Origin of the sequence: Streptomyces sp. NBC_01288 (assembly GCF_035982055.1) — a bacterium.
In the GTDB taxonomy this organism is placed as follows: Bacteria; Actinomycetota; Actinomycetes; order Streptomycetales; family Streptomycetaceae; genus Streptomyces.
In genome coordinates this window covers 5,872,333-5,899,038 of sequence record NZ_CP108427.1, presented here as the reverse complement: position 1 = coordinate 5,899,038, position 26,706 = coordinate 5,872,333, and the positions used below count along the sequence as shown (strand labels likewise).

At 70.1% G+C, this 26,706-nt stretch carries 23 protein-coding genes; 9 read left to right on the top strand and 14 right to left on the bottom strand.

The features are described from left to right. Positions 1-11 precede the first annotated feature (11 nt). The 4 genes from OG194_RS26630 to OG194_RS26615 all read right to left on the bottom strand — a co-directional run bounded on the left by OG194_RS26630 (position 12) and on the right by OG194_RS26615 (position 5,323). On the bottom strand, positions 12-1,487 hold the full coding sequence (locus OG194_RS26630) for an aldehyde dehydrogenase family protein (protein ID WP_327403312.1): 1,476 nt from the start codon (positions 1,485-1,487) through the stop codon (positions 12-14). Then, positions 1,484-3,205, bottom strand: a complete 1,722-nt coding sequence (locus tag OG194_RS26625) for an N-acyl-D-amino-acid deacylase family protein (protein ID WP_327403311.1) — start codon at positions 3,203-3,205, stop codon at positions 1,484-1,486. The genes OG194_RS26630 and OG194_RS26625 overlap by 4 nt, the downstream gene beginning before the upstream one ends. 104 nt (positions 3,206-3,309) lie before the next feature. Further along, the gene (locus tag OG194_RS26620; protein WP_327403310.1) at positions 3,310-4,428 is read right to left on the bottom strand and encodes an LLM class flavin-dependent oxidoreductase; all 1,119 of its coding nucleotides are present in this window, start codon (positions 4,426-4,428) and stop codon (positions 3,310-3,312) included. Positions 4,429-4,546: 118 nt separating this feature from the next. Then, entirely contained in the window at positions 4,547-5,323 is a 777-nt protein-coding gene (locus OG194_RS26615; protein ID WP_327403309.1) for an SDR family NAD(P)-dependent oxidoreductase, read from the bottom strand. A 200-nt stretch (positions 5,324-5,523) separates the two neighbouring features. Here OG194_RS26615 and OG194_RS26610 point away from each other — a divergent pair, with 200 nt between their 5' ends. Together OG194_RS26610 and OG194_RS26605 are read left to right on the top strand one after the other, a co-directional pair. Further along, positions 5,524-6,258 (top strand): hypothetical protein, encoded by a 735-nt coding sequence (locus tag OG194_RS26610; RefSeq protein ID WP_327403308.1) that lies wholly within the window; start codon positions 5,524-5,526, stop codon positions 6,256-6,258. Positions 6,259-6,318: 60 nt separating this feature from the next. After that, on the top strand, positions 6,319-7,113 hold the full coding sequence (locus OG194_RS26605; protein ID WP_327403307.1) for a hypothetical protein: 795 nt from the start codon (positions 6,319-6,321) through the stop codon (positions 7,111-7,113). Positions 7,114-7,132: 19 nt separating this feature from the next. Here the strand turns inward: OG194_RS26605 and OG194_RS26600 are convergent, their stop codons facing one another. The 3 genes from OG194_RS26600 to OG194_RS26590 all read right to left on the bottom strand — a co-directional run bounded on the left by OG194_RS26600 (position 7,133) and on the right by OG194_RS26590 (position 10,052). Then, a complete protein-coding gene (locus OG194_RS26600) occupies positions 7,133-7,783 on the bottom strand; it encodes a response regulator transcription factor (protein WP_327403306.1) in 651 nt (216 codons plus the stop codon). 95 nt (positions 7,784-7,878) lie between these two features. Then, positions 7,879-8,802 carry an LLM class F420-dependent oxidoreductase gene (locus OG194_RS26595; protein WP_327403305.1) on the bottom strand — a complete coding sequence of 308 codons (924 nt, stop codon included), beginning with the start codon at positions 8,800-8,802 and terminating at the stop codon, positions 7,879-7,881. Next, on the bottom strand, positions 8,799-10,052 hold the full coding sequence (locus OG194_RS26590) for an amidohydrolase family protein (protein WP_327403304.1): 1,254 nt from the start codon (positions 10,050-10,052) through the stop codon (positions 8,799-8,801). Before OG194_RS26590 ends, OG194_RS26595 begins: the two co-directional genes overlap by 4 nt. Before the next feature lie 210 nt (positions 10,053-10,262). Here OG194_RS26590 and OG194_RS26585 point away from each other — a divergent pair, with 210 nt between their 5' ends. Next, entirely contained in the window at positions 10,263-13,217 is a 2,955-nt protein-coding gene (locus tag OG194_RS26585; RefSeq protein ID WP_327403303.1) for an AfsR/SARP family transcriptional regulator, read from the top strand. 243 nt (positions 13,218-13,460) lie between these two features. Then, positions 13,461-13,658, top strand: a complete 198-nt coding sequence (locus OG194_RS26580) for a hypothetical protein (RefSeq protein ID WP_033286503.1) — start codon at positions 13,461-13,463, stop codon at positions 13,656-13,658. Between the two features lie 131 nt (positions 13,659-13,789). Here OG194_RS26580 and OG194_RS26575 read toward each other — a convergent pair whose 3' ends face one another. After that, entirely contained in the window at positions 13,790-15,370 is a 1,581-nt protein-coding gene (locus tag OG194_RS26575; protein WP_327403302.1) for a FadD3 family acyl-CoA ligase, read from the bottom strand. Between the two features lie 143 nt (positions 15,371-15,513). Here OG194_RS26575 and OG194_RS26570 point away from each other — a divergent pair, with 143 nt between their 5' ends. Genes OG194_RS26570 through OG194_RS26560 form a run of 3 tightly spaced genes read left to right on the top strand, consistent with a single transcriptional unit; the run spans position 15,514 to position 17,882 of the window. After that, positions 15,514-16,662, top strand: coding sequence for a lipid-transfer protein (locus OG194_RS26570; protein WP_327407217.1), 1,149 nt, complete (start codon positions 15,514-15,516; stop codon positions 16,660-16,662). Positions 16,663-16,680: 18 nt separating this feature from the next. Beyond that, positions 16,681-17,097 carry a Zn-ribbon domain-containing OB-fold protein gene (locus OG194_RS26565; protein WP_327403301.1) on the top strand — a complete coding sequence of 139 codons (417 nt, stop codon included), beginning with the start codon at positions 16,681-16,683 and terminating at the stop codon, positions 17,095-17,097. Further along, entirely contained in the window at positions 17,094-17,882 is a 789-nt protein-coding gene (locus tag OG194_RS26560; protein WP_327403300.1) for an enoyl-CoA hydratase/isomerase family protein, read from the top strand. Before OG194_RS26565 ends, OG194_RS26560 begins: the two co-directional genes overlap by 4 nt. On the opposite strand, the gene OG194_RS26555 is transcribed toward OG194_RS26560, so the two are convergent. The 3 genes from OG194_RS26555 to OG194_RS26545 form a co-directional block, all read right to left on the bottom strand. Continuing rightward, on the bottom strand, positions 17,879-18,466 hold the full coding sequence (locus OG194_RS26555; RefSeq protein WP_327403299.1) for a hypothetical protein: 588 nt from the start codon (positions 18,464-18,466) through the stop codon (positions 17,879-17,881). The two genes, OG194_RS26560 and OG194_RS26555, sit on opposite strands and share 4 nt — an antisense overlap. 36 nt (positions 18,467-18,502) lie before the next feature. Then, positions 18,503-20,842, bottom strand: coding sequence for a serine/threonine-protein kinase (locus tag OG194_RS26550; RefSeq protein ID WP_327403298.1), 2,340 nt, complete (start codon positions 20,840-20,842; stop codon positions 18,503-18,505). Between the two features lie 191 nt (positions 20,843-21,033). Beyond that, positions 21,034-21,768 (bottom strand): VOC family protein, encoded by a 735-nt coding sequence (locus OG194_RS26545; protein WP_327403297.1) that lies wholly within the window; start codon positions 21,766-21,768, stop codon positions 21,034-21,036. A gap of 122 nt (positions 21,769-21,890) precedes the next feature. Between OG194_RS26545 and OG194_RS26540 the strand changes: the two genes are divergently transcribed. Continuing rightward, positions 21,891-22,538 (top strand): TetR family transcriptional regulator, encoded by a 648-nt coding sequence (locus tag OG194_RS26540; protein WP_327403296.1) that lies wholly within the window; start codon positions 21,891-21,893, stop codon positions 22,536-22,538. Between the two features lie 90 nt (positions 22,539-22,628). Here the strand turns inward: OG194_RS26540 and OG194_RS26535 are convergent, their stop codons facing one another. Beyond that, complete coding sequence (locus OG194_RS26535) at positions 22,629-23,093, bottom strand: nitroreductase/quinone reductase family protein (RefSeq protein WP_327403295.1); 465 nt, start codon at positions 23,091-23,093, stop codon at positions 22,629-22,631. After that, complete coding sequence (locus OG194_RS26530; RefSeq protein ID WP_327403294.1) at positions 23,090-24,280, bottom strand: acyl-CoA dehydrogenase family protein; 1,191 nt, start codon at positions 24,278-24,280, stop codon at positions 23,090-23,092. Before OG194_RS26530 ends, OG194_RS26535 begins: the two co-directional genes overlap by 4 nt. A 75-nt stretch (positions 24,281-24,355) precedes the next feature. Between OG194_RS26530 and OG194_RS26525 the strand changes: the two genes are divergently transcribed. Continuing rightward, positions 24,356-25,528: a thiolase C-terminal domain-containing protein gene (locus OG194_RS26525; protein WP_327403293.1), complete on the top strand. Its 1,173-nt coding sequence runs from the start codon at positions 24,356-24,358 to the stop codon at positions 25,526-25,528. Here OG194_RS26525 and OG194_RS26520 read toward each other — a convergent pair. Next, positions 25,426-26,625 carry an acyltransferase family protein gene (locus tag OG194_RS26520; protein WP_327403292.1) on the bottom strand — a complete coding sequence of 400 codons (1,200 nt, stop codon included), beginning with the start codon at positions 26,623-26,625 and terminating at the stop codon, positions 25,426-25,428. The genes OG194_RS26525 and OG194_RS26520 overlap by 103 nt on opposite strands. Positions 26,626-26,706: the final 81 nt, after the last annotated feature.

The following is a 26,706-nucleotide window of genomic DNA, read 5'->3' as shown; positions in this document are numbered from 1 at the left end:
ACCGGAGAACGTCACCCCGGCCACACGATCGCCTGCACCTCGCTGTACGCGTGCAGCGCGTACGACCCCACATCCCGCCCGACCCCGCTCTTCTTGAACCCCCCGAACGGCGCCTCCATGTTGCGCCCCACGGTGTTCACGCCCACCCCGCCGGCCCGCAACAGCCGTGCCACCCGGAACGCCCGGGCCACGTCCCCCGACCACACGTAGTCGATGAGGCCGTAGTCGCTGTCGTTGGCGAGGGTGATGCCCTCCTCCTCGTCGTCGAAGGGGACGACCACGACGACCGGGCCGAAGATCTCCTCGCGGACGACCCGCATCTCGGGGCCGCAGTCGGCGAGGACGGTGGGGGCGACGAGGAACCCCGGTCCGTCGGAGGGGCGTTCGCCGCCCGCGACGACCACCGCGCCCTCCTTCCGGCCCAGTTCGACGTACGACTCGACGCGCTCCCGGTGTGCCGCCGAGATCACCGGCCCGACGACCGTGTCCGGCGAGCGCGGATCGCCGACCTTCAACGCCCGCGCATAAGCGGCCAGTTGCTCCACGACCCGCTCGTACACACCCCGCTGCGCCAGCACCCGCGTGGGCGCCGTACAGATCTGCCCGCTGTAGAAGGAGAAGGTCGTACCGATCCCGGAGACCGCGGACGCGAGGTCCGCGTCGTCGAAGACGACCGCCGCCCCCTTCCCGCCCAGCTCCATCAACTGCCGCTTCATGCCCCGCCCGCACACCTCGGCGATCCGCTGCCCGACGGCCGTGGAACCGGTGAAGCTGACCATGTCGACGTCACCGGACTCGACTGCGGCCTCCCCCACCTCCACCGACTGCCCGTTGACGACGTTCACGACCCCGCGCGGCACCCCGGCCGCCTCCAGGGCCCCGGCCATCCGGTAGACGGACAGCGGGTCCTGCGGCGCCGGTTTCACGACGACCGTGTTGCCCATGGCCAGGGCGGGGGCGATCTTCCCGGCGGGGTTCGCCCAGGGGTTGTTGTACGACGTGATGCAGGCAACCACACCCACCGGCTGCCGCACGGCGATCGCGCCCATGACAGCCGCCCGCCCGAACGGCCCCGCCTCGTTGACCTGCGGCGCGATCGCCCACTCGGCCGGCTCCACGGTCGCGTAGCGCCGGAACCGGGCCGCGGCGACGCCCACTTGCATGCCCCGCGCGGTCCCGGTCGTGGCGCCGGTCTCCGCCTGGGCGAGTTCGGCGTACGACACGAGCCCGCGACGGATGATGTCCGCCGCCCGCCCGAGAATCGCCGCCCGCTCCTCGGCCGGCGTACGCGACCACGGCCCGAAGGCTTCCCGGGCAGCGGCGGCAGCGGCGAACACCTGCTCCCGCGAGGCCTCCGGTGCCCACCCCACGGTCTCCTCGGTCGCGGGATCGACCACGGCGTAGTACCCACCATCCGGCTCGACCCACTCACCCCCGACGAACAACCGCTGCCCATCAGCGACTTGAGAACCGACTTCGGAACTCACTTGGTGCTCACCGTCCTGGTGTCCCGCCCCGACCGCAGCACCCGCCCCGGCACGTTCCCGCTCACCACGTCGCCCCGGATGGCCTCGACTCCGTTGACCCACACGGCCGTTATGCCGATCGCCTTGGAGTCCAGGCGCGGACTGTCGCCCGGCAGGTCGTGCACCAGGGTGGCCTTGCCGGCGTCGATGCGCTCCGGGTCGAAGAGCACCAGGTCCGCATGCCATCCCTCCCGCACCTGCCCCCGCTCCCGCAGCCCGAACAACCGGGCCGGGTCATCGGTGAGCATCTTCACGGCCTGCTCCAGCCCCACCAACTTCCGCCCCCGCACGCAGTCCCCGATGAACCGGGTCGTGTACGGCGCCCCGCACATCCGGTCCAGATGCGCCCCGGCGTCGGACCCACCGAGTAGCACGTCCTCGTGCTGCCAGGTCTCGGCGCGCAGCGCCCAGGAGGCCGGGTCGTTGTCGGAAGGCATCGGCCAAAGCACCGTCCGCAGCTCATCAGCCGCGCAGATCTCGACGAGACACTCGAAGGGCTCCTGACCTCGCTCGGCGGCGATGTCCTTGACCACCCGCCCGGTCAGCCCCTCGTTGGCGTCGCTGTACGTGTCCCCGATCACATACCGCCCGAAGTTCGCGAGCCGCCGGAAGACGCCCGCCTCCCTGGAGTTGGCGCTCCGCAGCATCTCGGCGCGCACGTCCGGTTCCCGCAGCTTGGCGATCCGCTCGGGTACGGGCAGGCTCAAAATCGGTCCCCACCCGGGTATCAGGTTCAGCGCGCAGAAGGTGCCGAGGGACATGTTCATCGGCGTGAGGATCGGCATGGTCAGCGCGACGACCCGCCCCCCGGCCTTCCGCGCCCGCTCACTCGCGAACAGCTGCCGGGGCACCCGCTCGGGCACGGCGGCATCGATGGTCAGCACGTTCCAGTTCAACGGCCGCCCGGCCACCGCGCTCATCTCGACGAACAGATCGATCTCCGCGTCACTGAACTGATCCAGACACCCGGCGACGATCGCCTCGATCTGCGTACCTTCATGCTCCCCAACTGCCCTGGACATGGCGATGAGTTCGGCGGGCAGTGCATGCCGGGAGGCAACGGGCTTCCCGTCCCCGTCGGAGTGAGTGCTGGACTGAGTCGTGGAGAACCCCCACGCCCCCGCGTCCATCGCCTGGTGCAACAACCGCACGATCTCGCCGAGTTGCTCCTCACTCGGCTGCCCACCCACGGCATCCGCCCCCATCACATACCGCCGCAGCGCACAATGCCCCACCATGAACCCGGCGTTGACGGCGATCCGCCCTTCGAGCGCGTCCAGGTACTCCCCGAACCCACGCCAACTCCAGGGCGCCCCCTCCTCCAGCGCGACCAGCGACATCCCCTCGACCTTGGACATCATCCGCCGCGTGTAATCAGCGTCCTCCGCCATCAGCGGCGCGAGCGTGAACCCACAGTTCCCGGCGGCGACGGTAGTCACCCCGTGATTGAGGGAGGGCGTGGCATACGGATCCCAGAAGAGCTGGGCGTCGTAGTGGGTGTGGGGGTCGACGAACCCGGGCGCGAGCACAAGCCCGCTCGCGTCCTCCGACGTCCGGGACTCCTCAACCACCGTACCGATGACGGCGATCCGCCCGTCCCGTATACCGACGTCGGCGACAAACCCGGCCGCCCCCGTCCCATCAACGACGGTGACACCTTTGATGACGTGATCGAGCATGGGGCTGGGCCTCCTCAACTCCGTTAGGTTCAACGCCCTTTGCTTTTAGGGGCGCGGGGAACTGCGCGACCAGCCACAGCCGACCCGCACCCCGCAACGAGACCTCAGGCCGTCTCCCGGAACCGCGTAGTCCGATGCACAGGATCCGTATCGATCTTCGGAACCACGTGCTCCCCGATCAACCGAATCGTCTGCAACGTCTCCTCCTTGGGCACCCCCACCGGCAACCCAAAGCTCAGCTGATCCGCCCCCGCCTGCTCCCACCGCTTGCACTGAGTGAGCACCTCATCCGGATCCCCACAGATCAACAGCTCCTCCTCCACGAGGAGTTCGACGAACTCCGGCGTGTACTCGGGCAGCGTCTCCGGCCACACAGGGAACCCCTCAGGCCGAGGAAACGTGTCGTGGTACCGGAACACCAGCGAGGGCAGATAGTGCAGCCCCCCACTCGTGGCGATCCGGATCGCCTCGTCATGGGTCGGCGCACAGATCGCCGTCGTGGTCACCATGACGTTGTCGTTGACGAACGCCCCGACCGGCTCGGCGTTCACGATCGCCGTCTTGTACTGCTCCAGCACCCACTCCATGTCGGACACCTTCTGGATGCTGAACCCCAACACCCCCAGCCCCTTGCGCGCGGCCATGGCGTACGAGGGAGGCGACCCGGCGGCGTACCACATCGCGGGGTGCGCCTTCCCGTACGGCTTCGGCAGGATCTTCCGCGGCGGCAGCTGCCAGTGCTTGCCCTGGAAGCCGACGTACTCGTCCTGGAGCCACATCTTGGGGAACTCGGCGATGGTCTCTTCCCAGATCTCCTTGGTGTAGTTCATGTCGGTCACCCCCGGCATGAACCCGAGGATCTCGTGCGACCCGGCACCCCGCCCGCTGCCGAACTCGAAGCGGTTGCCGGTGAGATGGTCGAGCATCGCGACCTTCTCGGCGACCTTCACCGGGTGGTTGACCTGGGCGAGCGGGTTGAAGATGCCCGACCCGAGGTGGATGTGTTCGGTGGCGTGGGCGAGGTAGCCGAGGAAGACGTCGTTGGCCGAGAGGTGCGAGTACTCCTCCAGGAAGTGGTGCTCGGACGCCCAGGCGTACTTGAAGCCGGACTTGTCCGCCTGGATGACGTACTCGGTCTCCTCCATCAGCGCCTTGTGCTCGGCCAGCGGGTCCGTCTCGGCACGCTTGCCCACGTATCCCTGTACAAAGAGCCCGAATTCCAAGGAGGTTCACCGTCCCCAGTCCAGATGGTTCCTATGAGTGCTACGACTTTCTGACGTACCGTCAGATTCGTCAATAGATGACGCCTCGTCAGATGGCGCCGGATGACATCAGGTGACGTCAGATGACACTGACCCCGGCCAGCCAGCCCCCGTCGATCACGAACGGCTGCCCGGTGATGTACGACGAGTCGTCCGACGTCAGGAACAGCGCCAGCCGCGCCACCTCGTCGGCCCGCCCGATCCGCCCCAGCGGCACGAGCTTGCGGTACAGCTCGTCCAGCGCCCGGGTCATCTCCTCCGGGTCCGCGTCCGGGTCGAGCCGCGCCGGGTTGGACATCGCGGTGTCCACGGCCCCGGGGCAGACGGCGTTGACCCGGATCCGCCGGCTCGCCAGCTCCAGCGCGGCCACCCGGGTGAGCCCGAGGATCGCGTGCTTGGTGGCGGTGTAGGTCCCGACGGCCGCCATCCCCGTGACCGCCGTGTACGAGGCCGTGTTGACGATCGTGCCACCGTCCTCCATCGCCGACGCCACGGTCTTGATCCCGAGGAAGCAGCCCACCTGGTTGACCCGCACGACCTGCATGAACTCCTCAAGCGGCGTGTCCACAAGGGAGTTGAACCGCAGGATCCCGGCATTGTTGACCAGCCCGTCGATCCGCCCGTACACCTCCTTGGCGGCTCCCACGGCGGCACGCCAGTCCGCCTCCTCGCCGACGTCGAGATGGACGTAGGACGCGGACGCGCCCAACTCCTTGGCCAGCGCCTCCCCTTGCTCGTCCAGCACATCGGCCACGACGACCTTCGCGCCCTCGGCCGCGAACAGCCGTGCCTCCTGCTCCCCCTGCCCGCGCGCCGCCCCGGTGACGATGACGACACGCCCGTCCAGCTTGCCCATGCGGGCCTCCTCGGGATCGGTGGATGCAGGGCATCGTAGCGCCGTATCTGACGAAGCGTCAGATAGAGGGAAGGGACTCCTCGCGCACGAGGGAGACCTTGCACAAGCACACATCGAGTGCACAAGCACACTTCAAGTGACCGCCGAGTAGGGACATTTGACTCTGTCCATACCTCGGCTTGGCTCCAAGAATGCCGGGTATGGCAAAGCGGAGATTGCGCAACAGGAAAGTCAGGTACGTGGCGATCGGCGCGGCACTCGCCACCGGCGGGGTGGTCATCACGCTGCTGCCGTCGGCGAACGCGGCCGACGCGAAGACGCCGGACGAGATCATGGCGATGTGCGAGAGGTCCGCCGTGGTCAATGGCGAGAAACGGACGGTCGAGGATTTCGGCGGCTCCTTCGCGGACGGTTTCGCCGCCGACAACTGCGATTTCGCCGAGACGAACTTCGAGACCTTCGACGGGCCCACCGAAAAGGCGTCCATCGACTTCCCCAACTGCGAGCCGAACGCGACCGATCCGGCCAAGGTCTCCATCACCTGGTCGTCGACCGCTGCCCAGGGGCAGGGCACGTACGTCTCCACCCAACAGGGCGCCGCGGGCGGCCTGTTCGGATTTCTGAGCGGGTCCTGGAGCAAGCACAAGGGCACCCTCGACATGACCGTGAAGTCGGCGACGGCCGGGGACACGGAAGCGCGGGACGTGCCGGTCGGCAAGGTGCTCCACATGGAGTTCACGCCCAAGTTGCAGCGCATGACCGGTGAGTGGCGGGTGCGTGTCGACGCCCGGGAACAGACCACCACCCTGCCGGCCAGCCCCGAGCAGAACTTCGTGGCGCCGGATGTCGTCGAGGGACCCGTCGTCCTGCCGGCTGCGGCCGGTGCTCCCGGTGTCGTGGACGGCACCTCGAAGGCGGTCCTGGAGGACTGCTGAGCCTCGGCCCGCCTTAAGGAACCCGCAGCTCAACTCCCTTACACCTCACTGGAGATACCCATGTCCCGGAACGGCCGCACGAGAAGTCACCGGAGCAAGAAGAAGCGCATCACCCTCGCCCTGGCCCCCGTCGCGGCACTCGCGGTGATCGTCCCGCTGATGAACCAGGCGAACGCCGCCACCCCGTCCGAAGTGAGCGCCGACTGCTCCACGGACTCCGACAGACTGGCCGACTGCCAGTTCGTGGACGTGCAGTTCAAGGCGAACAGCCTCGGGCCCAACGAACGCGTCTCCCCGGTGTCCGACAACTGCGGTTCCACGGGCACCGCGACGAAGACCTTCAACGTGAGCACGTCGGTGACGAGAACCCTTCAGGTGGAGGAGGGAACCGTCACCGAGGCCGGTACGAAACTCGGGAACTCGCTCTTCGAAGTCGGCCTGGAATTCAGCACGTCGACCATCAACATCACGCGCGACGACAAGACGACCACCCTCGCGTTCAGCCGGACGGACACCGTGCAGGCGGACAGCACCGCCTTCTTCATGTGGTCCGCCAAGCGCACCGATGTCAGCGGATTCCTGAAGGCGACGTACAAGGAGGCACAGGACGGCCAGACGGTGTTCTTCGCGCCGAGCGAGGGAGCGGCCACCGTGCACGTCTTCTATCCGCAGATCCTGAACAACGGAACGCCCGACGGGCGCCTTTGGCTGCGGAATGTGAAATGCGAGACGACCGCCGCCGATGCCGTGCCGAATTCCACGAAGGCCCTCCAGTCCGAGGAGGCCGGGTTCGGTGAGGGCGGCGCCAATGTCACCGACGTGGAGATTCCGCTGTCGGAGGTTCCGGCACCCTGATATCCGGTTGCCCCGATTCTCAGGTGCGAAGCACGGGCGTGGCTCCCAGCCAGCGCAGGACCGCGTCCGTGCCGCTCCTGGCGTCCAACTTGGCATAGATGTTGCTGAGGTTGTTGCGCACGGTCTTCTCGCTCAGCCGTAGGCGCTGCCCGATCTGCTGTGCGCCCAGGCCGGTCGACAGCAGCTCCATGATCTGCTGCTCGCGCGGCGAGAGCAGGGCGCGCAGCCGCTCCATCGCGTCGTCGGTCGCGGCCATCCGCCGCGCCCCCTCGCGCAGGGCCGCGGCCGCGGACGGCGAGAGGTACGTGTGTCCTACGGCCGCCGCCATGGCCGCCGAGGACAGCATCTGGCCGCAGTGGTCGCCCTCGACGAGATAGCCCGCCCCGGCCCGGAACACGTCGAGCACCGCCTCGGTGTCCTGGCGCGGGCTGACGACGAGCACCGGAACTTCCCGTGCACGCAGGGCGGTCAGCAGCCCGGGGAAGGTCACCTCCGGGTCCTCGCAGCGCAGGACGACGACGTCCGCCGTGGTGTCGCGCAGCCCGCGGTAGGGCGGGGAGACCCTGAGCACGCTGCTGACGAACGGATCGTCCGGGGCCGGCCAGTCGTCGTGCGGCCAGGTGCCCCCGGCGGAGGCGAACACGAGGGAGAGGCGCTGGGAGGATCGCACTTCGGGGTCCTTCCGCCGGAGCCATCACGTCCGTACGTCCGTACATACGCGGCTCGGCGTAACCGTGTTCAAACAGGTTGTGATCAGCGGCGTGATCAGAGCAGCGGCCCCACCTCGGTCCCGAACTCGCTTATCTGGTCGGTGAGTTCGGCCCGGTCGCGGCAGCGGAACCGCACCTGGATCTGGTCCACGCCCATCGCCCGATAGGCGCGAAGGGACTCGGCGAGGATTTCGGGCGCCCCGGTGAGCGTGCGCCGCCCGACCTCCCACCCCGGATCGCCGATGTACAGCGGCTCGGTGATCGCCCCGAACACGAACGGCCCCTCCACGGCGGCCTCTTCGCGCAGTCGCCGTATCCGCTCGATCTGCGCGGGCAGCTTGTCGCGCGGGTCGCCCTGCGGCAACCAGCCGTCCGCCTTGAGCGCGGCCCGGCGTACGGCGGCGGGGGACGACCCTCCGACCCAGAGCGGGACGTGTTCCTGCGCGGGCCGGGGCCGCTGCCCGAGCCCCTCGAAGTCGTACAACTTGCCGTGGTGCTCCGGGAATTCGTCCGGTCCGAGCGCGGCACGCAACGCGTCGATCGACTCGTCGAGAACGGGCCCCCGGCGCTCGAAGTCGACCCCCAGCGCCTCGAACTCCTCCTGTACGTGCCCGGCGCCGACCCCGAGGATCAGCCGGCCCCCGCTGAGGTGGTCGAGGGTGGCGTACTGCTTGGCGGTGAGCAGCGGGTGCCGCAGTCCTACGACCGCGACATGGCTGAGCAGGCGGACGCGTTCGGTGACGCCCGCGAGGTAGGAGAGGGTGGCGACGGGGTCGTACCAGATCGTGCTCATGGCGGCGGCGAGGCGGCGCGGGACGCCGACGTGGTCGCAGCCCGCGATGTAGTCGAAGCCGGCCCGGTCGGCGGCCCGCGCGATCTCGACGAGGTCGGCGGGACCGGCGTCGGCCTCCCAGGGCTCGGCGTAGATGGTGCTCTGGGACTGGACGGGCAGCTGAATGCCGTAGCCGAGGCTGGTCACTTGGGGCCCTCCCACAGGCCGGCCGGGGTCAGGCCCAGCAGGTCGATCGCGTTGCCTCGTACGATCCGTTCGACCACGTCCGGTGCCAGGTGGCCCATCTGTGCCTCGCCGACCTCGCGGGACTTGGGCCACGTGGAGTCGGAGTGGGGGTAGTCGGTCTCGTAGAGGACGTTGCCGACGCCGATCGAGTCGAGGTTCTTCAGGCCGAACGCGTCGTCGAAGAAGCAGCCGTAGACGTGCTCGGTGAAGAGTTCGGACGGCGGGCGGTGGACCTTGTCGGCGACGCCGCCCCAGGCGCGGTTCTCCTCCCAGACCACGTCGGCGCGCTCCAGGATGTAGGGGATCCAGCCGATCTGGCCCTCGGCGTACATGACTTTGAGGTCCGGGAAGCGCTCGAACTTGCCGCTCATCAGCCAATCCACCATGGAATAGCAGCAGTTGGCGAAGGTGATCGTCGACCCGACGGCGGGCGGCGCGTCCGCAGACGTCGACGGCATACGGCTGCTGGAGCCGATGTGCATGGCGATGACCGTGCCGGTCTCGGCGCAGGCGGCGAGGAACGGGTCCCAGGCGTCGGTGTGGATGGAGGGCAGGCCGAGGTGCGGGGGTATCTCGGAGAAGGCGACGGCACGGGTGCCGCGGGCGGCGTTGCGGCGGACCTCCGCGGCGGCCAACTCCGGGTCCCACAACGGGATGAGAGGGAGTGGTATCAGGCGGCCGTTCGCGTCCGGGCCGCACCACTCCTCCACCATCCAGTCGTTGTAGGCGCGGACGCACAGCAGCCCGAGTTCGCGGTCGGCGGCCTCGGTGAACGTCTGGCCGCAGAAGCGCGGGAAGGTGGGGAAACACAGCGCGGACTGGACGTGGTTGACGTCCATGTCGGCGAGCCGGGACGGGACGTCGTAGGAGCCCGGCCGCATCTGCTCGTAAGTGATGACTTCGAGCTTGATCTCGTCCCTGCTGTAGCCGACGGCCGTGTCGAGGCGGGTGAGGGGTCGGTGCAGGTCCTCGTAGACCCACCAGTCGCCGATGGGGCCGTCGTCGCCGGGTTCGCCCATGACGGGCTTGAACCGGCCGCCGAGGAACGTCATTTCCTTCAGTGGCGCGCGGACTATGCGCGGGCCGGTGTCCAGGTACTTCTTGGGCAGCCGGTGCTGCCAGACGTCGGCGGGCTCCACGGTGTGGTCGTCGACGGAGATGATCAGAGGGAGGGCCGCCTGGTCGGTCGCCTGGGGGTTCTGGGTGTCCATGGCGCTCACGGTAGCGCCGATCTGACGACCCGTCAGCTAGCTGGATCCGGGTTCGGGATGCTCGGTTGTGTGCGGAACTGTGCGTAGGCGGTGTGAGGGCCTTGTGATATCCCGCGTGGCCACCTGTGACCGGCGCCCCCGAGAGCTGACGCATCGGGCGCGGACAAGGCAAACTGTCGTAGTTAACAGGCTTGCCTAGGGGGAACGGCGATGGACGGTGGACCGCGAGTACCGGAGCAGCGGCGCCCCGGGTCCGGCTCGAAGGAGTCGACCGCGCTGCGCTTCAGCGTGCTCGGTCCGGTACGTGCCTGGCGGGGCCCTGTTTCGCTGAACACGGGCTCGCCGCAGCAACGCGCCCTGCTGGCCGCGCTGTTGCTGCGCGAGGGCCGCACGGCGACCGCCGGTGAGCTGATCGACGCACTGTGGGGTGACGAACCTCCGTCGCAGGCGCTGGCCGCGGTGCGGACGTACGCGTCCCGGCTGCGCAAGTCGCTGGACGCCGGGGTGCTGGTCAGCGAGTCGGGCGGGTACGCCGTACGGGGGCTGCCCGAGGGCGCGTTGGACGTGGCCGAGGTGCACGACCTGGCGAACGAGGCGGAGAAGGCGAAGTCGGCGGGCGACCTGGGCCATGCGCGGGACCTGCTGGGCCGGGCGCTCGCGCTGTGGGACGGCGAGCCGCTGGCCGGACTCCCCGGGCCCTACGCGGAGGCGCAGCGGGTCCGTCTGGAGGAGTGGCGGCTCCAACTCCTGGAATCCCGGCTGGACATGGACCTGGAGCAGGGCTGCCACGCGGAGGCGGTCAGTGAGTTGACCGCCCTCACCGCGGCCCACCCGCTTCGCGAACGCCTCCGCGAACTGCTGATGCTCGCCCTGTACCGCTCCGGCCGCCAGGCGGAGGCTCTGGCCGTGTACGCGGACACCCGGCGCCTGCTCGCCGACGAGCTGGGCGTGGACCCGCGCCCGGGCCTGCGCGAACTCCAGAACCGCATCCTCCAGGCCGACCCGGGCCTGGCGGAGCCCTCCGCGCCGGCGGCGGAGACCGTGCCGACACCGGTCCGCCCCCACCAACTCCCGGCGACGGTCCCCGACTTCACCGGCCGCGTCTCCTTCGTGACCGAACTGATCGACGTCCTGGCCTCGGCCGAGGGCCGCGTGATGGCGGTGTCGGCGCTGGCGGGCATCGGCGGAGTGGGGAAGACAACTCTCGCCGTCCACGTGGCCCACCAGGCCCGATCCACCTTCCCCGACGGCCAGTTGTACGTCGATCTCCAGGGCGCGGGCTCCCGCTCCGCCGAGCCGGAGACCGTACTGGGCGCGTTCCTGCGGGCGTTGGGCACCGCGGACTCCGCGATACCGGACTCCTTGGAGGAACGGTCCGCGCTGTACCGGTCGGCGCTGGACGGGCGGCGGGTGCTGGTACTGCTGGACAACGCGCGGGACGCGGCGCAAGTACGCCCCCTGCTCCCCGGTATGGAGGGCTGCGCGGCACTGGTGACATCCCGCGTACGGATGGTGGACCTCGCCGGAGCACATCTCATCGACCTGGACGTGATGTCCCCCGAGGAGGCGCTGCAACTCTTCACGAAGATCGTCGGCGCCGAACGCGTCGCCGCCGAACGGGAATCCGCCCTGGACGTGGTGGCGGCGTGCGGCTTCCTGCCCCTCGCGATCCGCATCGCGGCGTCCCGCCTCGCGGCCCGCCGTACCTGGACGGTCTCCGTCCTCGCCGCCAAACTCGCCGACGAGCGACGGAGGTTGGACGAACTCCAGGCCGGCGACCTGGCCGTGAAGGCCACCTTCGAGCTGGGCTACGGCCAGTTGGAGCCGGCCCAGGCACGAGCGTTCCGCCTGCTGGGCCTCGCCGACGGCCCGGACATCTCCCTCGCGGCGGCCGCGGCGGTGCTGGACCTCCCGGTCGAGGAGACGGAGGACGTGCTGGAGTCCCTCGTAGACACGTCACTTGTCGAATCGGCGGCTCCCGGACGCTACCGGTACCACGATCTGGTGCGGCTCTACGCGCGTGCGTGCGCGGAGCGGGACGAGTCGTCGCCGACCGAGCGGGGGGCGGCGCTCTCGCGGTTGCTGGACTTCTATCTGGCGACGGCGGCGGGGGTCTACGCGATCGAACGCCCCGGGGACCGGCTGGTGGACCACCTGGAGCCGACCGCCGTCGAGGGCCTGACCTTCGTGAACCGCCAAGCGGCCTGGGACTGGCTCTACTTGGAGGCCGTACCGCTGCTCGCCTGCGTACGGCAGTCCACGGAGAAGGGCACCCTGCGCCGTGCGATCGACCTCATGTGGGCGTCGGTCGACCTCGCCGAGTCGGGCGCCAACTCGAAGGAGTACGAGACGGCCGCGGCGGCCCTTCGTGATGCCGCGCGTGCCGAGGGCGACGTCCGGGCGGAGGGACGGGCGTCGGTCGTCCTGAGCAACGCGCGCCTCTTCTCCGGGCTCTTCGACATGGGATACCGGGAGGCGCAGGAGGCGTTCCGGCTCGCGGAGACCACCGACGACCTGCTGCCGTCCTGCTGGGCGGCGAACATCCTCGGCGGCATCGCCTTCTACCAGAACCGGCACCAGGACGCCGAGGACCACTTCGGCCGGGCCATCACGAAGTTCCGGCACTGCGGCGACATGGCGGGAGCGGCGGCCGCCCTCTGCAACCTGTCCCGTCTCCACCTCGCGACGGGCCGTGCCGAATCGGCGGTCGAACTCGCCCGGCAGGGAGTCGACATCTACGAGAACCTGGGCCACTCCCTGCGGGGGGCGAACGGGCACTACGCGCTCGGGATGGCCCTCGGCAAGACGGGCCAACACGCCAACGCCGCCGAGCAGTTGGAGGAGGCCCTCCGGGTCTTCCGCTCCAGCCGCCAGCGCCTGTGGGAGGGCATGACGCTCTGCCGGCTCGCGGAGGTCGACCTCGACGCCCGCAGGCAGGCCGGCGCCGCGAGCAATGCCGAGATGGCGCTCACCGTCCTCCGGGGAATCGGCGGCGAATGGCGTCGCGCGCATGTGCTCACCGTGCTGGGCAGGGCGCTGAACGGGATCGGACACTCCGGGCGGGCCCAGGTCTGCCTGCGTGAAGCCCTGGAGATCTACGAGGGGCTGGACTCGCCGGAGGCCGCACAGGTGCGCTCGCTCCTCAGCCCGGTCTCGACTTCCTAGGGCTCTTCCTCAGGGGCTCCCTCGGCCCGGCCGGGGACCCGGGCGGCGTTCATCGTTCGTTTATCGCCGCCCGGCAGTCTCTTCGTAGTCGATCCGTCGCGTCGGGGGGCAGACGGACCGCCGGTGAGGTCGCCTTTTCCTGCATCTAGGGTGGGCGACCGAGTACCCGTCCGGTCATCCTCGGGGGAGTGACCGGACGGGTCTCTCACAGTTCCGACTTGCTCCAACAGGGGAGGCACCACCATGAGCGACACCGAGAACGACACGGTCACGCCGGACAACACGCACGTCACCGACGAGCCCGCCGGCGAGGAGATCACGCCACTCAACACCCATGTGACCAGCAGCCCGATCAAGCCGCTGAACACCCACGTCACCGTCCTGGCGGACGACGGGACCGACACCCCGGACAACACCCACGTGACGTCCGAACCCAGCTAGACCATCTCCCAGCACGGGGGATCGGCCGCGACTGCTCTGGGGGGAGCCGTCGCGGCCGATGTGTGTCCGGGGGCGGACGGCGGTGGCGGGCCGGGCCGTACCGCAGGACAACCGGGACGACAGGGGGCCGCTCACAGCCCCCGCAGCTCCCCCTTGACCACCTTCCCGCTCGCGTTCCGAGGCAGCTCCGCCACGAACTCCACCACCCGCGGGACCTTGTAGTTCGCCATCTCCCGTCGCGCCCAGGCGATCAGGTCGTCGCCGGTCAGTGTCACGTGCGGGCGTCGTACGACGTACGCCTTGCCGACCTCGCCGAGCCGTGCGTCCGGTACGCCGATCACCGCGACGTCCGCAACGTCGGGATGGACGCCGAGGAGTTGCTCTATCTCCGCCGGGTACGCGTTGAAGCCGCCGACGATGAACATGTCCTTGATGCGGTCGGTGATCCGGAGATTGCCCTCGTCGTCCAGGACGCCGACGTCACCGGTGCGCAGCCAGCCGTCCTCGCCCAGGACCTCCGCCGTGGCCGCCGCGTCCTGGTAGTAGCCCCGCATGACGTTGAAGCCGCGGACCAGCACCTCGCCCGGGGTACCGGGAGGCGCCTCCACCCGCACCTCCGTGCCCGGAATCGCCCGCCCCGACGTCGACGCGATGACCGCCGGATCGTCCCCGCGCCGGCACATCGTCACGATGCCGCTGGCCTCCGAGAGGCCGTACGCCGTGAGGACGGTCCCTACTCCCAGCTCGCCCCGCAACCGTTCCACCAGCCGCAACGGCACCACCGCCGCGCCGGTCACCACCAGCCGCAGCGCCGAGAGGTCGTGCGCGTCGCGGGCGGGGTGGTCGAGGAGGGACTGGTGGAGGGTGGGCGGCCCCGGCAACACCGACACCCGTTCCGCCGCGATGTTCGCGAGCACCGTGTCGACGTTGAACACCGGCTGCGGGATCATCGTCGCGCCCCGCATCAGACAGGCGATCACACCCGCCTTGTAGCCGAAGGTGTGGAAGAAGGGGTTCACGACGAGGTAGCGGTCGCCCTGTCTCAGCCCCGCCAGGTCGCTCCAGATCTCGTATCCCCGCAGCGTCTGCGCGTGCGTGATCACCGCGCCCTTCGGCCTGCCCGTCGTGCCGGACGTGAAGATGATGTCCGAGACCGTCGAACCGTCCAACTCCCGTTCCCGCTCCCGTACTTCCGCCGCGCCCACCCCCTCCCCGCCCGCGAGGAAGTCCTTCCAGGTACGGAAGTCGGCGGGCGCGTCATCGGCCAGCACCACCACCTGCTCCAGCGCCGGAAGTCCGGGCAGCGGACCGTCCCCGGCCCCCTCCCCCGCCGCCCGCCGCAGCGACGCCACGTACGACGTCCCCAGGAACGTCCCGGTCACGAACAACAACCGCGCCCCGCTGCTGCGCAGCACATACGCGGCCTCGCTCCCCTTGAACCGCGTGTTCAGCGGCACCAGCACCGCGCCCGCCGACACCGCGCCCAGCGCCGAGACGATCCAGTCCGTCGAGTTCGGCGCCCAGATGCCCACCCGGTCGCCGACCTCGACCCCGGCGGCCATGCAGGCGGCCGCCGCCCGCTCCACCCGGGCGCCCAGTTCGGCGTAGGAGATCCGGGTCCGGCCCTCCACCACCGCCTCGGCATCCGCGTACCGTTCCGCGGCCGAGCGCACCAGGCCCGGGACCGTGCCCCACTCCACGTCTCCGCGCATGAACGGCCTCCCCACACCCACTAGCTGACTACCCGTCAGATTAGCTGTAGCCTGACGCCCTGTCAGCAGCCCCGGTGTCACGCGGAGGTGCACAGAACATGGCCGCACAGAGCATGGCGGGACAGCGCACGGCCGGACATCGCATGGCCGGACTGAAGGACGCGACCGCGATCGTCGGCATCGGGCAGACCTCCTTCGCCAAGCAACTCCCCGAGGACGAGCGGACCTTGGCGTGTCGTGCCGTGCTCGCCGCCCTCGACGACGCGGGCATCGCCCCGAGCGCGGTCGACGCCCTCGCCTCCTACACGATGGAGGAGACGGACGAGGTCGAGCTGGCCAAGGCGGTCGGCTTCGGGGACCTGACCTTCTTCAGCAAGGTGGGGTATGGGGGCGGGGGTTCATGTGCAACCGTCGCGCATCTCGCCACCGCCATCGCCGCCGGGCAGGCGACGGTCGGCGTGGCCTGGCGGTCCCGGAAGCGCGGCAGCGGGGCGAGACCGTGGACCAACACGACCCGCCAACTCCCCACCCCCGCCCAGTGGACCCGCCCCTTCGGCCTCCTCCGCCCGGCGGACGAGATAGCGATGCTCACCCGCCGCTACATGTACGAGTACGGCGCCACCCGCGACCACCTCTTCAACGTCGCCCTCGCCTGCCGGAACAGGGCCAACCAGAACCCGGCCGCGATCATGTACGACCGGCCCCTCACCCGCGAGATGTACATGACCTCCCGCTGGATCAGCGAACCCCTCTGCCTCTTCGACAACTGCCTTGAGACCGATGGGGCGTTGGCCTGCGTGATCGTCTCCCGCGAACGCGCCCGCGACTGCCGGAGCACCCCCGTGTACATCCACTCCGCCGCCCAGGGCCTCCCCGCCCAGCACCACGGCATGGTCAACTACTGGAACGACGATCCCCTCACCGGCCCCGCCTGGACCGCCGCCCGACACCTGTGGAAACACGCCGACTTCACCCCGCAGGACGTCGATGTCGCCCAGATCTACGACGCGTTCACCGCCCTCGTCCCGCTCTCCCTGGAGGGCTACGGCTTCTGCGGACGCGGCGAAGGCGGCGCCTTCACGGAGGGGGGCGCTCTGGAGATCGGCGGCCAACTCCCCCTGAACACCAGCGGCGGCGGGCTCTCCGAGGCGTACGTCCACGGCTTCAACCTGATCAACGAGGGCGTACGGCAGTTGCGCGGCACCAGCACCGCCCAGGTCCCGGACGCCGCCACCTGCCTGGTGACGGCGGGCGAGGGCGTCCCCACCTCCGCCCTGCTGCTCACGACGTGAAATGAGGAGTCGACCGCCATGCTCACTCCGCTCACCGACACCGACGGCGCCCCCTTCTGGCAGTACGCCCGCGACGGCGAACTCCGCGTCCAGACCTGCGCCGACTGCGACGAACCCCGCTTCCCACCCCGCCCCTGCTGCCCCCACTGCCAGTCCTTCGCGAGTGAGTGGCGGCCGGTGAGCGGGCGCGGGCGGGTCTGGTCGTACGTCTTTCCCCACCCCCCGCTACTTCCCGACTACGCCGCCGTCGCGCCCTACAACGTGATCGTCGTCGAGCTGGTCGACGCCCCGCGCATCCGGCTGGTCGGCAACCTCGTCAGCGAGGCCGGGGCCGCGCTCAACTCCGTTGCCCCCGGCCGGATTCGGATCGGGGCGCGGGTGCAGGTCGTGTTCGACGAGGGCGGGCTTCCGCAGTGGGTTCTGGAGCGGTCATGACTCCCACCACTCCCACCACCCTCACCGTCTCCGTCGACAAGGACACCGGCGTCGCGGTCGTCACCCTCGACCGGCCGCGCAAGCTCAACGCCATCGACCTCGCCACGGCCGCCGAACTCAGCACGACGTGGCGGGAGTTGCGGTTCGACGACTCCGTACGGGCCGTCGTCCTCACCGGGGCCGGGGAGCGCGCCTTCTGCACCGGGCTCGACCGGGACTCGGTGGTCCCGCAGCCCAACTCGCCCTACATGCAGGACGATCCACTGCTGCACATCGGCCCGAAGGCCAACGACCTCTGGAAGCCGGTGATCTCCGCCGTGCGCGGGATGGCCTGCGGCGGGGCGTTCTATCTGCTGGGCGAGAGCGAGTTCGTGGTCGCCGACCCGACCGCCGTGTTCTTCGACCCGCACACCACGTACGGGATGGTCAGCGCGTACGAGTCGGTGCTGATGGCGCACCGGATGCCGTACGGCGAGGTCGCGCGGATGATGCTCATGGGGACGGCGGAGCGGATCTCCGCGCGGCGGGCGTACGAGCTCGGGCTGGTCTCCGAACTCACCGAGCCCGGGCGGGCGTTGGAGGCGGCCGTGGCCTGCGCGACCGTCATCGCCGGGTATCCGACCGAGGGTGTCCAGGGGACCGTGCGGGCGTTGTGGGCGGCGAAGGAGGCGGCACGGGCGCAGGCCTATGCGCAGGCGCCGCCGCTGATCGCGCTCGGGAATCTGCCCGACGAACGGCAGGCTGAGCTGTTCGCCGGGCGGCAGCGGGAGTACCGGCTGCGTTAGGGGGTGGCGTCGGCCTCGGGGTCAACTTGGCAGTGGTCGACCGAGGTTGAGCTGCCGCGCACGGGGACGCGGACGGTCGCCTTGCCCTTGGCCGGGACCTTGACGTCCGCGAAGTTGAAGTCGACCTCGCTGTTCTGGGCGTCCAGGAAGGTGACGTCGACGGAGAAGGTGGCCTTGCGGCTGTTGGGGTTGCTGACTTCTACGGTCGCGTACGGCTTGGTCGCGGTCGCGCAGCTCACCAGCTTCGCCGTACCGTCCAGCAGGCTGGTGCCGCTGCCGGAGGTGGCCGTAGAGGTGGGTGTGGAGCGGTAGTTGGGCCGGTGGGTGTACGAACTGCCCCCGGACGTACTGCCCGAATAGTCGTCCGCCGAGCTACCCGTCGAACCGCCTGACGATCCACCTGACGTCGATGATGTCGACGTGTCGTGGTCCTGGCCGGCGCTGCTGCACCCGCCCCCTCCCCCGCCGCTCCCGTGACCGTGACGGCTGCCGCTGTGGTGCCGTCCGGTGGAGAAGCCGGTGAGGGTGAGAACCGTCAGTGCCAGTACCGCCGTGAGTTTGAGCCTGCGCCCCCGCGTATGCATCCGATCATGGTACCAACCGGGACCAACCGGCTTCGCTCACGCGGTCCTTGCGGTGCCCGTGCCCTTCTCCGCGTCGAGGGCGTACACGCAGCGGTCCTTGCTGCACGCGTACACGACGCCGTCCCTGACCACCGGTGCCCCGGTGATCTCGCCGCCGGTCGCGAGCTTCCAGCGGAGGCGGCCGTCGTCGGCCTTGAGGGTGTAGAGGAGGTGGTCGGTGGAGCCGAAGTGGATACGGCCCTCGGCGACCGCGGGGGTGCCCACGATGTCGCCGCCGGCCTGGAAGCGCCACTTGGGTGTACCGGTGACCGCGTCGAGCGTGTAGAGCCCCTTGCCGCTGCCGACGTGGACGTGGCCGGCGGCGACGAGGACCGGTTCGATCGACGCCCGGGACTCGGTCGCGATGCGCCAGCGGTCGCGGCCGTCGGCGGCGTCGAGGGCGTAGACCGTACCGAGGTAGTCGGCGAGGTAGATCCCCCCGCCCGTGACCGCGGGGCCGGGGGCGAAGGTGGGCGGGCAGAGGAAGACGGCCGGGGCCTCGAAGTGCCAGCGGACCCGGCCGCTCGCCACCTCGACGGAGAGGACGCGGGTGCCCGCGGCGACGTAGACCTGACCGTCGGGGGCGGGGGTGATCCGTACGGGGACGCCACCGCAGGAGGCCGCGTCGCCGATCGGGTAGGCCCAGCGCTCGTCGCCCGTCCGGGCGTCCAGGGCGCGGAGGCGGGCGTCCTGCCAGACGTAGACGGTGCCATCGTGCAGCGCGGGGCCCGCCTCCGGGGACTCGAAGTCGGTCTGCGCGCCGGACAGCTGCCAGAGCTTCTGCCCGCTGGACGCCTCCCAGGCCTGTACTCCGCCGCCGCGTGTGCCGGTGACGACGGTGCCGCGCTCGGCCTTGAGGGAGTACACCCAGGCCTCGGTGGACAGCCGCCACAGGTCGCCGCCCTCGCGGGCGTCCAGGGCGAAGAGGGTGGGCCCGTCCGAGGCGTGGATACGGCCGTCCGCGACCGCCATCGACCAGGCGACGTCCCGGGTCTTGAAGGAGCGGCGGCCGGTCTGTACGTCCAGGGCGTGCACCTCGAAGGAGGTGACGTAGACGAGGTCACCGGCGACGGTCGGGGTACCCCAGACGTCGTTCGACATACGGAACCGCCAGGGGCGCCAGCCGGAGGCCGTTTCCGGGGGCAGCGCGGGGGGCGGGGGTACGGCGGCGGGGTCGGCGCCGTTGACGCCGGGGCGGGGCCGGGACCAGGAGGCGACCAGGCCGGCCTCCGGAGGGGGTGCCTTCACGGCGGCGGCGCGGGCGTCGGCGACACGGGGACCGGGGCCGATGGGGACCGGGGCGCCGGCCAGGCGTACGGGCCCGGTGTCGGGGGCGCCGACCGGGACGGGCACGACGGGGTCGTGGGAGGGCGGGGGCGGTACGGCAGCGCGCCCGCCACCACCGCTGCGCCCGGCGGTGGGCGTCGGTTTCACGGGCGGGCGACCGCCGCGCCGGGTCTCGATCAGGGTCACCGCGCGCTCGGGCAGCCAGGCCGAGGCCGTACCGCTGTCGTCGGAGCCGGAGCCGAAGAGGTGCGGGGCGAGTTGGGCCTGGAGGTCGGCCGGGTTGGGCCGGCCGGTGGCCTCCATCTGCATGCACGACTCGATGAGCGGGCGCAGTTCGTCCGGGAGGCCCTGGAGGTCGGGGCCTTCGCGTAGCAGCATGAAGACGGTCTCGACCGGGTTCGCGCCATGGAACGGAGGATGTCCGGTGGCGGCGAAGACGAGCATCGAGCCGAGCGAGAACACGTCACTCGCGCCGGTGACGCTGCGGGAGTCCTTCGCCTGCTCGGGAGACATGTAGGCCGGGGTACCCACGGCCACGTTCGTCATCGTCAAACGTGTGTTGGACACCCCGGAGGCGATACCGAAGTCGATGACCCGGGGCCCGTCCTCGACCACGAGGACGTTGGACGGTTTGAGGTCACGGTGAACGAGACCCGCGCCGTGAATGGACTGCAACGCCTCCGCGACCCCCGCCGCGAGCCAGCGCACCGCCTGGGCCGGCATCGGCCCACACTCGTTCACTATCTCTTCGAGGGAGGGCGCGGGCACGTACGCGGTGGCCAGCCACGGCACGGCGGCCCGCGGATCGGCGTCGACCACGGCCGCCGTGTAGAAACCGGAGACCGCCCGCGCCGCCTCGACCTCGCGCGTGAAGCGGACCCGGAACAGCTGGTCCTCGGCGAGTTCCGTCCGCACGGTCTTGATCGCCACCCGCCGGCCGGACGCCGAGCGCGCGAGATAGACCAGCCCCATGCCGCCCGCGCCCAGCCGTCCCAGCACCTCGAACGGCCCGATCCGCCGCGGATCGTGCTGCGTCAGCTGATCCACCACTTGCCTGCCACCTCCCCGTACGGGCCGCGCCACCCACATATGTACGCGACCCCGTGCAGCGTCTCACCACCGCACCGCCATGGCGGCACGCACCCTGATTCTTCCTGGCCGGGCCACAGGTTGCGAACCCGGCGACTAATCGGGGTGTCTCGCCATATCTCCGGACAAACATCCAGGTGTCAGCGTTGCGGTCATCGTTGCAGCAGTGCGAACGACGCCCCTTGATTGTCCGTGACGACCGCCACTTTCCCGTACGACGTCTCGAAGAGCGGAACCTGGACCCGCCCGCCGAGCCGGTGCACGGCCCCCAGTACGGCCTCGATGTCCTCGACCCGGAAGTGAACGAGGAAATGCGGCGGCATCTCGACCGGGAAGACGTCGGAGACAGGAGCGCGCCCGAAATCAGGGGCGGCATCCGGTCCGAACAAGGCGTCTGTGAAAAGTCCGCCGTAGAAAGTGTTCGCGGCCTCCGTGTCGCGGGTGTACAGCTCGGCCCAGCCGAAGGTGCCCGCCTTGTGCCGGGTGCCGAAACCGGAATGCCGGGCGGCCTGCCACAGCCCGAAAACGGCACCCTCCGGGTCGGCGGCGAGGACGGCGGTCCCCAGCTCCCCCACGGAAACCGGCGCCATCACGACCTGCCCACCGGCCTCCCGGATCCGCCCGCTCAGCCGCACCACGTCCGGTGTCGCGAAGTACACCGTCCACACGGTCGGCATCCGCCCGTCCGCCTTGTGGGCGAGCGCCGCGACGGCCTCGCCGTCCTTGCGGGCCCATACGGAGCCGCCGTACGCCTCCTCGAAGGTCCACCCGAAGAGCTCACCGTAGAACCGCCTGCCCGCGGCCAGGTCCGGCAGCTGCGCGTCCAGCCAGCAGGGGACGCCCTCTCCGTAGGTCTTTTCCTTCGCGGATGCCCTGTTTTCGGCCATACCGTCAAAGTAACGGCGCCGCACGCACCCCGCAGACCAGGCACACCACCCTCTAGACCCCCGTGCACCCCATTTGCAGTCGGCCGAATCGCGCTCCGATCACCCCTCGGTAAGCTGACGGCATGACAGGACAAGTGCGTACCGTCGACGGCCGCGTGGCCGGCCGGCGTGGGCAGGCGACCCGGCAGAAGCTGCTCGACTGCCTAAGCGAGATGCTCAGCTCCTCCCCTTACCGGGACGTCAAAGTCATCGATGTCGCCCGGAAGGCGGGGACTTCACCCGCGACCTTCTACCAGTACTTCCCGGACGTCGAAGGCGCCGTCCTGGAGATCGCCGAGCAAATGGCCACGGAGGGCGGTCAGTTGACCGAACTGCTGGCCGGCCGGTCATGGGTCGGCAAGGCGGGTTGGCAGACCTCCCAGGAACTCGTGGACGGTTTCCTGGAGTTCTGGCGCAGGAACGACGCGATCCTCAGGGTCGTCGACCTCGGAGCCGCCGAGGGAGACAAACGGTTCTACAAGATCCGGATGAAGATCCTGAACTCCGTGAACAACTCCCTCTCGGACGCGGTGGCCGAGTTGCAGGCCAAGGGCAGGGTCGACAAGGACGTGAACCCGGCGGCGATCGCCGGTTCACTGGTCGCGATGCTCGCGGCCGTCGCCTCGCACCAGAAGGGTTTCCAGACGTGGGGCGTCAAGCAGGCTGAACTCAAGCCGAACCTGGCGCTGTTGGTCCACCTGGGCGTGACCGGCAAGAAGCCGACGAAGTAGGAGCAGTTCCTGCTTCCAGGTGCCAAGTCCTGTCTCGTGGGCGGTGGTTCACTCCGGTGGACCACCGCCTGCCCTGCATCCACGACGAGTTCACCGCCGCACGACCCGGAACAGCCGGATCTCCCGCTCCACCCGTTTCTGGTACGTGGCGTACGGCGGCCAGAACGCCAGCGCGGTCTTCCACACCTCCGCCCGCTCCTCCCCCTCCAACAGCCGTGCCGTGACGGGGATTTCCTGCCCTTTCCAGCTGATCTCGACATCGGGACGGGCAATGAGGTTGTACGTCCAGGCGGGATGACCGGCCCGTCCGAAGTTGGACCCGACGAGCACCCAGCCGCCCTCCTCCGGCATACAGGCGAGGGGGCTGCGCCGCGCCTGCCCACTCCGCGCCCCGATGGAGGTCAGGATCACCCCCGGCAGCATCTGGGCGCTGAGCAGCACCTTCCCGCGCGTGAGCCGGTGCACGGTCCGGTCCATGGCCGGGATGACATGCGGGGCGATCCGCGCGAACGCCCGGGTCGACGACACCTTCTGGACCGCACGCACACCGATCACACCGTCACCTCGCGGCTCTCGAAAAGGTGCGCGCCCTCGGCGGCGTACGCCCGCAGCCGGTGCACCGGCCCGAACAGCAGCTCGTCACCGGCGGCACGCTTGAAATAGAGATGGGCGTCGTGCTCCCAGGTGAACCCGATCCCACCGTGCAGCTGAATGCCCTCGGCGGCAGCGGTCCTCAGGGCTTCCAACGCCTGAGCGAGCGCGAGCCCACCGGCCCGCTCCTCCCGGCCGATCGCCCAAGCGGCGTAGTAGGCAGCCGACTTGGCCGCCTGCACCTGCACATACACATCGGCCAACCGGTGCTTCACCGCCTGGAACGACCCGATGGCCCGCCCGAACTGCTCACGCTGCTTGACGTATTGGACGGTCCGCTCCAGCGCCCGGTCGGCGGCCCCGACGGCCTCGGCGGCGAGCACGGCGGCGACGGTGTCGCCGGAGGCGGAGAGCTCCCGCAGAACGCGAGGACTGTCGTCGACACCGAGCAACTCACCCTCGACATCCCGTAGTTCGAGCCGGGCCTGCGGCCGGGTCGCGTCGAGGGAGGTCTGCCGTACGCGCACAAGCCCGTCCGCATCCCCCGCCACCAGGAACAGCAGTGTCCGCGACCTCGCGAAGCCTCCGGCATGGGCGGCGACGACCAGCAACTCGGCACTGTGCCCGTCGAGAACCTGCGCGACCTGCCCGTACAACCGCCACCCGGAGCTCCCGACCTGCCTGGCCTGCACCCCGCCCGCGCGCCCGCCCCCCGCCCATTCCCCGCCGTTGGGGCCGGTGAGGGTGAGGGCGGTGGTGAGGGCGGTGCCGGGTACGGCGAGGGCGGCGGTCAGGGAGCCGGCGGCGATGCGGGGCAGCAGGCGGGCGCGCTGGGTCTCGGTGCCGAGGGCGAGGACGAGGGGCGCGACGAGCACGGCGGTGGCGAGAAGCGGCGACGGCGCCAGGAAACGTCCCGTCTCCTCTGCCGCGAGGGCGAGTTCGGTCGCCGTACAGCCGACCCCGCCGTAGGCCTCGGGGAGGGCGAGTCCGGGCAGGCCCAGTTGCCGGGCGAGGGCGGTCCACAGGGCGGGGTCGTGTCCGGCGGGGGTATCGACGGCGGTGCGCAACTCCTCTGATCCGCACCGCTTTTGGAGCAGTTCGCGGAGGGTACGGCGGATCTCGTCCTGCTCGGCGGTGAAGCTGGCGTCCATGGCACTTCCCTCCAGATCTGACGGTCCGTCATATTAGGAGTCCGGGCACGATATGCACAGAGGGAGGAGCGCCTCATGACACCGGGGAGCCGCAAGGTCGCCGTGGTGGGTGTCGCCCTGTCCGACTGCGGGCGCGTGGACGACACGACCCCCTACGCCCTGCACGCCCAGGCGGCCCGCCGCGCACTGGCGGACGCGGGCCTGGACAGGGAGCTGGTGGACGGCTTCGCGTCGGCGGGCCTGGGCACCCTGGCCCCGGTCGAGGTGGCCGAATACCTGGGCCTGCGCCCGACGTGGGTGGATTCCACCTCGGTAGGGGGCTCAACCTGGGAGGTGATGGCGGCCCACGCGACGGACGCGATCGCCGCAGGCCACGCGAACGCGGTCCTGCTGGTCTACGGCTCGACGGCCCGAGCCGACATCAAGGCGGGCCGCCGCACCGGCAACCTCTCCTTCGGCGCGCGGGGCCCGCTCCAGTTCGAGGTCCCCTACGGCCACACACTGATCGCGAAGTACGCGATGGCCGCGCGCCGCCACATGCTCGAATACGGCACGACGATCGAGCAGTTGGCGGAGGTGGCGGTACAGGCCCGCGCGAACGCCGCGCTGAACCCCGAGGCGATGTTCCGCGACCCGATCACCGTCGACGACGTGCTCTCCGGCCCGATGATCGCCGACCCGTTCACCAAACTGCACTGCTGCATACGGTCCGACGGCGGGGCGGCGATCCTGCTGGCGGCCGAGGAGTACGTACGGGACTGCCGTACGGCACCGGTGTGGGTGCTCGGCACCGGGGAGCACGTCTCGCACGCGGCGATGTCCGAGTGGCCCGACTTCACGGTGTCACCGGCAGCGGTGAGCGGCCGACTGGCCTTCGAACGGGCGGGAGTTGGGCCGTCGGAGATCGACTTCGCGGAGATCTACGACGCGTTCACCTACATGACGCTGGTGACGCTGGAGGATCTGGGTTTCTGCGCGAAGGGTGAGGGGGGTGCCTTCGTGGAGAAGGGCCGGTTGCGGGTGACCGGCGGCGAACTGCCCGTGAACACGGACGGGGGCGGGCTGTCGGCCCAACATCCCGGGATGCGGGGGCTGTTCCTGCTGGTGGAGGCGGTGCGGCAGTTGCGGGGGGAGGCCGGGGCTCGTCAAGTCACCGGCGCGGACGGCGACTTGCCGCGACTCGGAGTCGCCTCCGGGACGGGCGGCTGGTTCTGCTCTTCGGGGACGGTGGTGCTGGGGCGGGACTGAGCCATCAGGGACTTCCAGGACCGGTTCCGCTTGAAGGGCAGTTCGAAGATCCGGGAGAACAGCCATGCCGTCAGCACCGAGACGGGCAGTCCCAGGAGAAGCGTGAAGCAGAACGTCGGCATCCCGGGCGCGACGAAATGCGGGGCAACTCGGCGGATGACGACCAGGACGATCGGCAGGTGGATCAGGTAGAGGCTGTAGGAGGCATCGCCGAGGATCTGAAGAGGCCGGGCGGTCAACAACCGTACGAGAAAGGCAGGTTGGCCGGTGGCGACCGCGGCGATCAGCATCGTCATGGCGGGAGCGATGGCGAGATCGACCCAGAAGTAGTGGTTCACGGTCCACACGGACCCTTGAACGACGCCGACCACCACGACCGGCAGGGCGGCCAGGACGGCGAACCACCCCCACGGCAGACGCCGAACCCGCTCCGACGCAACTACAACCCCCGCACCCACCACTCCCGCGACGAACACGGGGGCGAGATGCGGGGCGAGCCAGTTGTCACCCTCGACCGGGTTCGCGCCGGTGGCCAGCAGCCCGCGGACGATCACCGGGAGCGTCACGCACGCGACCGCGGCCGCCGCGCTGAACCGCCGCCGGACAAGAAGGACGAGGGGGAAGAGGAGATACAGCTCGGCCTCCACCCCGATCGACCAGAACGCGCCGTTCGGGGTCGGGGCGAAGAACACGTCCTGAAGGACAAGGCCGTAGACGAGAATCGACGAGCCGTCGGGCGGCCCGTAGTGCGAGGCCGGCACCACGTACAGGGAGACGACGAGGCTCATGGCCAGCGCCGCCCAGTACGGCGGCAGGATGCGCCAGGCGCGTCGGCGCAGGAACTGGGCGACACCGCCGGACCGCCAGCCGTGCCGCGCCGGGGAGATGGCGAGGGAGAAGCCGGACAGAACCAGGAAGAAGACGACGGCGAGGCGGCCGAACATCAGCACGTCCAGCACTCGGGGCGCCGAACTGTTGGGGTACCCCGGGAAGGTGTACAGCCAGCAGTGGAACAGCACCACGTACAGCGCCGCCAGCCCGCGGAGGCCGTCCAGCCCCAGCACCTGCCGACGCACAGGTGCGTCGCTCGCCCTCACTTCCACAGAGACTGAAATCGCTCGACCCTTCCTCCGACGCCGCCGCCCTCGGTGAGTGGTACGCGGGGCCCGGCCGAGCGG

What these genes read in the sequence shown, in the direction of transcription:
- OG194_RS26555 (WP_327403299.1), bottom strand. Translation starts at nt 18,466, where the DNA reads ATGCATACGCGGGGGCGCAGGCTCAAACTCACGGCGGTACTGGCACTG.
- OG194_RS26590 (WP_327403304.1), bottom strand. Translation starts at nt 10,052, where the DNA reads ATGGACACCCAGAACCCCCAGGCGACCGACCAGGCGGCCCTCCCTCTG.
- OG194_RS26615 (WP_327403309.1), bottom strand. Translation starts at nt 5,323, where the DNA reads ATGGGCAAGCTGGACGGGCGTGTCGTCATCGTCACCGGGGCGGCGCGC.
- OG194_RS26565 (WP_327403301.1), top strand. Translation starts at nt 16,681, where the DNA reads ATGCTCACTCCGCTCACCGACACCGACGGCGCCCCCTTCTGGCAGTAC.
- OG194_RS26560 (WP_327403300.1), top strand. Translation starts at nt 17,094, where the DNA reads ATGACTCCCACCACTCCCACCACCCTCACCGTCTCCGTCGACAAGGAC.
- OG194_RS26625 (WP_327403311.1), bottom strand. Translation starts at nt 3,205, where the DNA reads ATGCTCGATCACGTCATCAAAGGTGTCACCGTCGTTGATGGGACGGGG.
- OG194_RS26610 (WP_327403308.1), top strand. Translation starts at nt 5,524, where the DNA reads ATGGCAAAGCGGAGATTGCGCAACAGGAAAGTCAGGTACGTGGCGATC.
- OG194_RS26530 (WP_327403294.1), bottom strand. Translation starts at nt 24,280, where the DNA reads ATGGACGCCAGCTTCACCGCCGAGCAGGACGAGATCCGCCGTACCCTC.
- OG194_RS26575 (WP_327403302.1), bottom strand. Translation starts at nt 15,370, where the DNA reads ATGCGCGGAGACGTGGAGTGGGGCACGGTCCCGGGCCTGGTGCGCTCG.
- OG194_RS26540 (WP_327403296.1), top strand. Translation starts at nt 21,891, where the DNA reads ATGACAGGACAAGTGCGTACCGTCGACGGCCGCGTGGCCGGCCGGCGT.
- OG194_RS26545 (WP_327403297.1), bottom strand. Translation starts at nt 21,768, where the DNA reads ATGGCCGAAAACAGGGCATCCGCGAAGGAAAAGACCTACGGAGAGGGC.
- OG194_RS26585 (WP_327403303.1), top strand. Translation starts at nt 10,263, where the DNA reads ATGGACGGTGGACCGCGAGTACCGGAGCAGCGGCGCCCCGGGTCCGGC.
- OG194_RS26605 (WP_327403307.1), top strand. Translation starts at nt 6,319, where the DNA reads ATGTCCCGGAACGGCCGCACGAGAAGTCACCGGAGCAAGAAGAAGCGC.
- OG194_RS26525 (WP_327403293.1), top strand. Translation starts at nt 24,356, where the DNA reads ATGACACCGGGGAGCCGCAAGGTCGCCGTGGTGGGTGTCGCCCTGTCC.
- OG194_RS26570 (WP_327407217.1), top strand. Translation starts at nt 15,514, where the DNA reads ATGGCCGGACTGAAGGACGCGACCGCGATCGTCGGCATCGGGCAGACC.
- OG194_RS26580 (WP_033286503.1), top strand. Translation starts at nt 13,461, where the DNA reads ATGAGCGACACCGAGAACGACACGGTCACGCCGGACAACACGCACGTC.